General features: G+C 68.4%; 6 protein-coding genes. 1 reads left to right on the top strand and 5 read right to left on the bottom strand.

Annotated elements, in window-relative coordinates:
• The first annotated feature begins 270 nt into the window (after positions 1–270).
• Positions 271–1,227 (top strand): serine hydrolase, encoded by a 957-nt coding sequence (locus FAF44_RS51930; protein WP_237110902.1) that lies wholly within the window; start codon positions 271–273, stop codon positions 1,225–1,227.
• On the opposite strand, the gene FAF44_RS51935 is transcribed toward FAF44_RS51930, so the two are convergent.
• From FAF44_RS51935 to FAF44_RS51955, 5 genes are all read right to left on the bottom strand, one after another.
• Entirely contained in the window at positions 1,196–1,921 is a 726-nt protein-coding gene (locus FAF44_RS51935) for a response regulator transcription factor (RefSeq protein WP_237110903.1), read from the bottom strand. The two genes, FAF44_RS51930 and FAF44_RS51935, sit on opposite strands and share 32 nt — an antisense overlap.
• Complete coding sequence (gene pstB / locus FAF44_RS51940; protein ID WP_237110904.1) at positions 1,921–2,700, bottom strand: phosphate ABC transporter ATP-binding protein PstB; 780 nt, start codon at positions 2,698–2,700, stop codon at positions 1,921–1,923. The genes FAF44_RS51935 and pstB overlap by 1 nt, the downstream gene beginning before the upstream one ends.
• 15 nt (positions 2,701–2,715) lie before the next feature.
• Positions 2,716–3,591, bottom strand: coding sequence for a phosphate ABC transporter permease PstA (gene pstA, locus FAF44_RS51945; protein WP_237110905.1), 876 nt, complete (start codon positions 3,589–3,591; stop codon positions 2,716–2,718).
• Positions 3,588–4,568: a phosphate ABC transporter permease subunit PstC gene (gene pstC, locus FAF44_RS51950; RefSeq protein WP_237110906.1), complete on the bottom strand. Its 981-nt coding sequence runs from the start codon at positions 4,566–4,568 to the stop codon at positions 3,588–3,590. The genes pstA and pstC overlap by 4 nt, the downstream gene beginning before the upstream one ends.
• A gap of 6 nt (positions 4,569–4,574) precedes the next feature.
• A partial coding sequence (locus tag FAF44_RS51955) for a PstS family phosphate ABC transporter substrate-binding protein (RefSeq protein ID WP_237110907.1) occupies positions 4,575–5,151 on the bottom strand: 577 nt, incomplete at its 5' end.

Here is a 5,151-nt window from a genome sequence, read left to right on the forward strand (position 1 = left end):
GCCGATGGTACTGCACTCGGGAGGGTGTGGGAGAGTAGGTCACCGCCGGACAATCTTTAGGAAAGGGCTCTGACGCCACGGGCGTCGGGGCCCTTTCTGTTTTTTTGTGGGGCCCTTCCCCGGAAGGGCCCTTTTTGTGTTTCGGGGTCTGTCCGTGCCATCAGGGTTCGATGGTGGTGGCGTGCCGTTCGGGGTGGCTGGTGGATGAATATGAAAGTTGTCCACGTTCGCGGCTAGCGGTCTGCTGTGGTCGTTCGCGAGAATGGTGGCGTGATCGCGGCCAGGGCGAAGGCGATACCGCGACTGGTCGTTCTGCTCGTCCTGCTCATGCCGCTGGCCGCAGTGAAGCTCCAGGCTCCTGCCGAGGTCGGCGCCGCAGCCGCGCCGTCATCCGCTGCCGCTGCCGGGCGGCCCGTCGTTCGTCAGGCTGCGGCGCTGTCTCAAGCCCGGCTGCTCGAGCGGAGGGTGGGCAGCGAGGCGGTGGCGAAGGTGCCGGCCGGACGGATCACCGCACGGCTCGACCGCTATCTCGCGGGCCGGACGGGGTCGGCGACGGCCATGGTGAAGGACCTGGCGACCGGGCGCGTCTACCGGTATCACGCGGGCGAGCGGCTGATCACGGCCAGCACCGCCAAGGTGCAGATTCTCATGGCGCTGCTCCTGCGTACGCCGTGGAGCCGGTTACCCGCGCACGTCCGGCGGGATGCCGAGGTGATGATCCGGCAGAGTGACAACCACGCCGCGGACCGGCTGTGGTTACGGATCGGGGGCGCGGAGGGATTCACCGCTGCGGGGAAGAGGTTCGGGCTGAAGCACACCCGGGGTGTGCCGGGCGACTGCGTCGATCTGTACTGCTGGGGGATCACGAAGACGTCCGTGGACGATCAGGTGCGGCTGATGGCGGCGCTGGTGTCCGGGAAGAGCCCGCTCAAGGCCGGTGACCGCAGGCAGGTGCTCGCACTCATGGGCGCGGTCGTCGACGGCCAGGACTGGGGCATCAGCGCCGCCGCGTGCCGGGGCGAGCGCGTGGCGCTGAAGAACGGCTGGCTCAAGCGGGTCTCGACCAAGCGCTGGGCCACGGTCAGCGTGGGCCTGATCAGGGACGACGGGCGCGACTACGCCGTTGCCGTACTCACCGAGGGGAGCCCTGAGGTGGGGTACGGCATCGCGACCGTCGAAGGCGTAGCCGAGCGGATCATGCGGGATCTTCGGCGATGCCGGGCGTGACCAGGCGGTAGCCGACGCCGCGTACGGTCTGGATGAGCCGGTCGTCCTGGTCGCCCAGGCGCGCGCGCAGTCGTTTGACGTGCACCGCGATCGTGTTCGTCGAGGTGCTGGTGGCGGCGTGCCAGACGTTGCGCATGATCTGCTCGCGGGTGACCGTACGGTCGGCGTTGCGCATGAGGTACTGCAGCAACTCGAACTCGCGCAGGGGCAGGTGCACGGCCCGTCCGGCCACGCGTACCTGGTAGGCGTGGACGTCCAGCTCGACCGCGCCGACGGCGAGGATCTTGCGGGACTCCGGCGAGGCCGCCTGGATGAACGGCAGCAGTTCCGGCACCCGGTAGGGGCGGGCCACGCAGGCGGCGGCGCCGGCCGCGAGGGCCCGTACCGCCTGCTCGGCGTGGCCCTCGCCGACGCCGAGCAGCACGGGCACGGACCGCGACCGGCGTACGGCGCGGACGAACTCGACCGCGTCGATGACCGGGAGGGTGGCCGAGACGAGCACCACGTCCGGCTGCAGGGCTCCGGCCTGCAGCAACCCCTGAGCACCGTCGGGTACGCCCATCACGGCGACGCCCTCGCGTTCGAGTGCTGACGCCACCTCGTCCACCACGGCGTCGTCGGGGTCGGCGATGAGCAGTACGGGCTTGGTCCTCGTGTCCCCGACCATCGTGGATGCCGCCTGCCGTTGGGTCATCAGCCGAAGCGCCCAGTGATGTAGTCTTCCGTGGCCTTCTCCGTCGGGTTGGTGAACATGCGCGAGGTCTCGTCCATCTCCACGACCTTGCCGGGCTTGCCCTGCTCGGCGAGGTTGAAGAACGCGGTCCTGTCGCTGACCCGGGCGGCCTGCTGCATGTTGTGGGTGACGATGACGATGGTGTACTGGTCCTTCAGCTTGGCCATCAGGTCCTCGATGGCCAGCGTGGAGATCGGGTCCAGGGCCGAGCACGGCTCGTCCATCAGCAGCACCTCCGGCCTGACCGCGATGGCGCGGGCGATGCAGAGGCGCTGCTGCTGGCCGCCGGACAGGCCGGCGCCGGGCTTGTTGAGGCGGTCCTTGACCTCGTTCCAGAGGTTGGCGCCCTTGAGCGAGTCCTCGACGATGCCGTCCATCTCGGACTTGGGGATGCGGCCGCGGTTGAGGCGCAGGCCGGCGGCCACGTTCTCGTAGATGGACATCGTGGGGAAGGGGTTGGGACGCTGGAAGACCATGCCGATCATGCGGCGGACCGAGACCGGCTCGATGGTGGTGGCGTACAGGTCTTCGCCGTCGAGCAGCACCTTGCCCTCCACCCGCGCGCCCGGGATGACCTCGTGCATGCGGTTGAGGGTGCGCAGGAACGTCGACTTGCCGCATCCGGACGGGCCGATGAAGGCGGTGACCGAACGGGGTTCGATGGTCATCGACACGTCCTCGATCGCCTTGTGCGACCCGTAGTACGCGTCCAGACTCGAGACCTGGATCTGCTTGGACATTGTGCTGGTAACCCCCTATCGGCCCCTGGCGGGCGAACGCCACCAGGCGATCAGGCGCGCCACCAGGTTGAGCAGCATGACGATCAGGATGAGTGTGAGAGCTCCGGTCCACGCCCGGTCGACGGCGGTGTCGTTGGGACGTGCGGCCTGGTCGAAGACGAAGAGCGGAAGCCCCATCTGCGGCCCGTTGAACGGGTCGTTGTTGATGGAGTTGGTGAAGAAGACGGTCATCAGCAGCGGCGCGGTCTCGCCGGCGACGCGGGCCACGGCCAGCATGACGCCGGTGACGATGCCGGTGAACGCCGTCGGGAGCACGACCTTGACGATGGTGCGCCACTTGGGCACGCCCAGCGCGTACGAGGCTTCGCGCAGGTCGGTGGGCACCAGCCGGAGCATCTCCTCGGCGGATCGCACGACGGTCGGCATCATCAGGATGGCCAGTGCGAGCGCGCCCGCCCAGCCGGAGAACTGGAAGCCGAGGAAGAGGATCCAGAACGCGAAGACGAAAAGGCCCGCAACGACGGAAGGGACGCCGGTCATGACGTCCACGAAGAAGCTGATGGAGCGGCTCAGCCGGCCGCCGTTGCCGTATTCGACCAGGTAGATGGCAGTCAGCAGGCCGATGGGCACGGAGATGAGCGAGGCCAGCAGGACCTGTTCGAGCGTGCCGATGATGGCGTGGTAGGCGCCGCCGTTGGCGTCTCTCGCGCCGATGCCGTTCATGGAGTGGGTGAGGAACTCCATGTCGAACCGGGCCAGGCCGTTCGAGATCACCAGCCAGAGCACGGAGACGAGCGGCACCACGGCCAGGGCGAACGCCAGATAGACCAGGCCCTGGACGACCCGGTCCTTGATCCGGCGGCTGGTGGAGATGTGTTGGATCGTGGTCATGCGCCGGTCCTCCCGTACTCCTTACGCCGGTTGATGATCATCCGCGCTGCCATGTTGACCAGCAGGGTGATGATGAACAGCACCAGTCCGGACGCGATCAGCGCGCCCCGGCCGATGTCGTTGGCCTCACCGAAGGCGTTGGCGATGTTCGCCGCGATGCTGTTGGCGTGCGGGGTGAGGATCTGGAAGGTGATGTCGAAGGTGGCCGGGAAGATCAGCGCGACGGCGATGGTCTCGCCCATGGCGCGGCCGAGGCCGAGCATGGCGGCGCTGATGACACCGGGACGGCCGAACGGCAGCACCGCTATTCTGATCATTTCCCAGCGGGTCGCGCCGAGCGCGAGTGCCGCCTCCTCGTTCATCTTCGGAGCCTGGAGGAACACCTCGCGGGAGATGGCCGCGATGATCGGCAGGATCATGATGGCCAGCACGACCGAGCCGGCGAGCATGGTCTTGCCGCCGACGATGCCCTCACCTGAGAACAGCGGGAACCAGCCGAGGTTCGCGTTGAGCCACTGCGACGGTCCTCTGAGCAGCGGCACCAGGAACGTCACGCCCCACAGGCCGTAGACCACGCTGGGTACGGCGGCGAGCAGGTCGACCAGGTAGCCGAGCGGGGCGGCGAGCCTGCGCGGCGCGTAGTGGGAGATGAACAGCGCCACGCCGACGGCGACCGGGGTCGCGATGGCGAGCGCGAGCAGGGAGCTGACGACGGTGCCGAACGCCAGCGCCGCGATGCCGAACTCGCGGCTGCTGTTGGGCTCCCAGGTCAGCTCCGTGAGGAAGGAGCTCTTGTTCGCCTGGAGGGCGGGGATGGCCTCGCTGACGAGGAACACGGCGATGGCCGCCATGATCGCCAGGAGGACGACGCCCGCCCCGGTGGCCAGGAAACGGAACGGCCCTTCACCGTGGCTGCGCCGCGAGGCGGGCCGGCTCGTGGCCGACCCGCCGTCACGGGTACGTACGTTGGTCGCCATAGGGGATTAGGAGATCGCCTCGACAGCGGTCCGGACCTTGGTGAGCAGCGTGCCCGCGAGCGGGGCGTAGCCCAGGTCCTTCAGCGCCGCCTGGCCCTCATCGCTGGCGGTGTACTGGAGGAACGCCTTGACGGCCTTCGCCTCCTCGGCCGGCAGGCCCTTCTCGCAGGTGATCTCGTAGGTCACCAGGACGATCGGGTAGGCGCCCGCGGTCTTGGTGGCGTAGTCGATCGACAGGGCGAGGTCGTTGCCGGTGCCCTTGATCTCGGCGGTCTCGACCGTCTTGGCCGCGCTCTCGGGGGTCAGCTCGACGAACTCACCGGAGCCGTTGGCGACCTTGGCCGTCGCCAGCGAGGAGTTCTCGGCGTAGGAGAACTCGACGTAGCTGATCGCGCCCTCGGTGTCCTTCACCGAGGAGGCGATGCCGTCGGAGCCCTTGGAGCCCTGGCCCTTGGCCTCGGCGGGCCAGGCCTTGGCCGGCTCGTGCGGCCAGTCGGTCTCGGCGGTGGCCTTGAGGAACTTGGTGAAGTTGTCGCTGGTGCCCGACTCATCCGAGCGGTGGAAGGCCTGGATGGGGGTGGCG

It is taken from the genome of Nonomuraea sp. MG754425, from assembly GCF_021699195.1.
GTDB lineage: Bacteria > Actinomycetota > Actinomycetes > Streptosporangiales > Streptosporangiaceae > Nonomuraea.

Bases quoted from the DNA above. Each gene is read 5' to 3' on its own strand.
- FAF44_RS51935 (WP_237110903.1), bottom strand. From the start codon at position 1,921: ATGACCCAACGGCAGGCGGCATCCACGATGGTCGGGGACACGAGGACC.
- pstB (WP_237110904.1), bottom strand. From the start codon at position 2,700: ATGTCCAAGCAGATCCAGGTCTCGAGTCTGGACGCGTACTACGGGTCG.
- pstC (WP_237110906.1), bottom strand. From the start codon at position 4,568: ATGGCGACCAACGTACGTACCCGTGACGGCGGGTCGGCCACGAGCCGG.
- pstA (WP_237110905.1), bottom strand. From the start codon at position 3,591: ATGACCACGATCCAACACATCTCCACCAGCCGCCGGATCAAGGACCGG.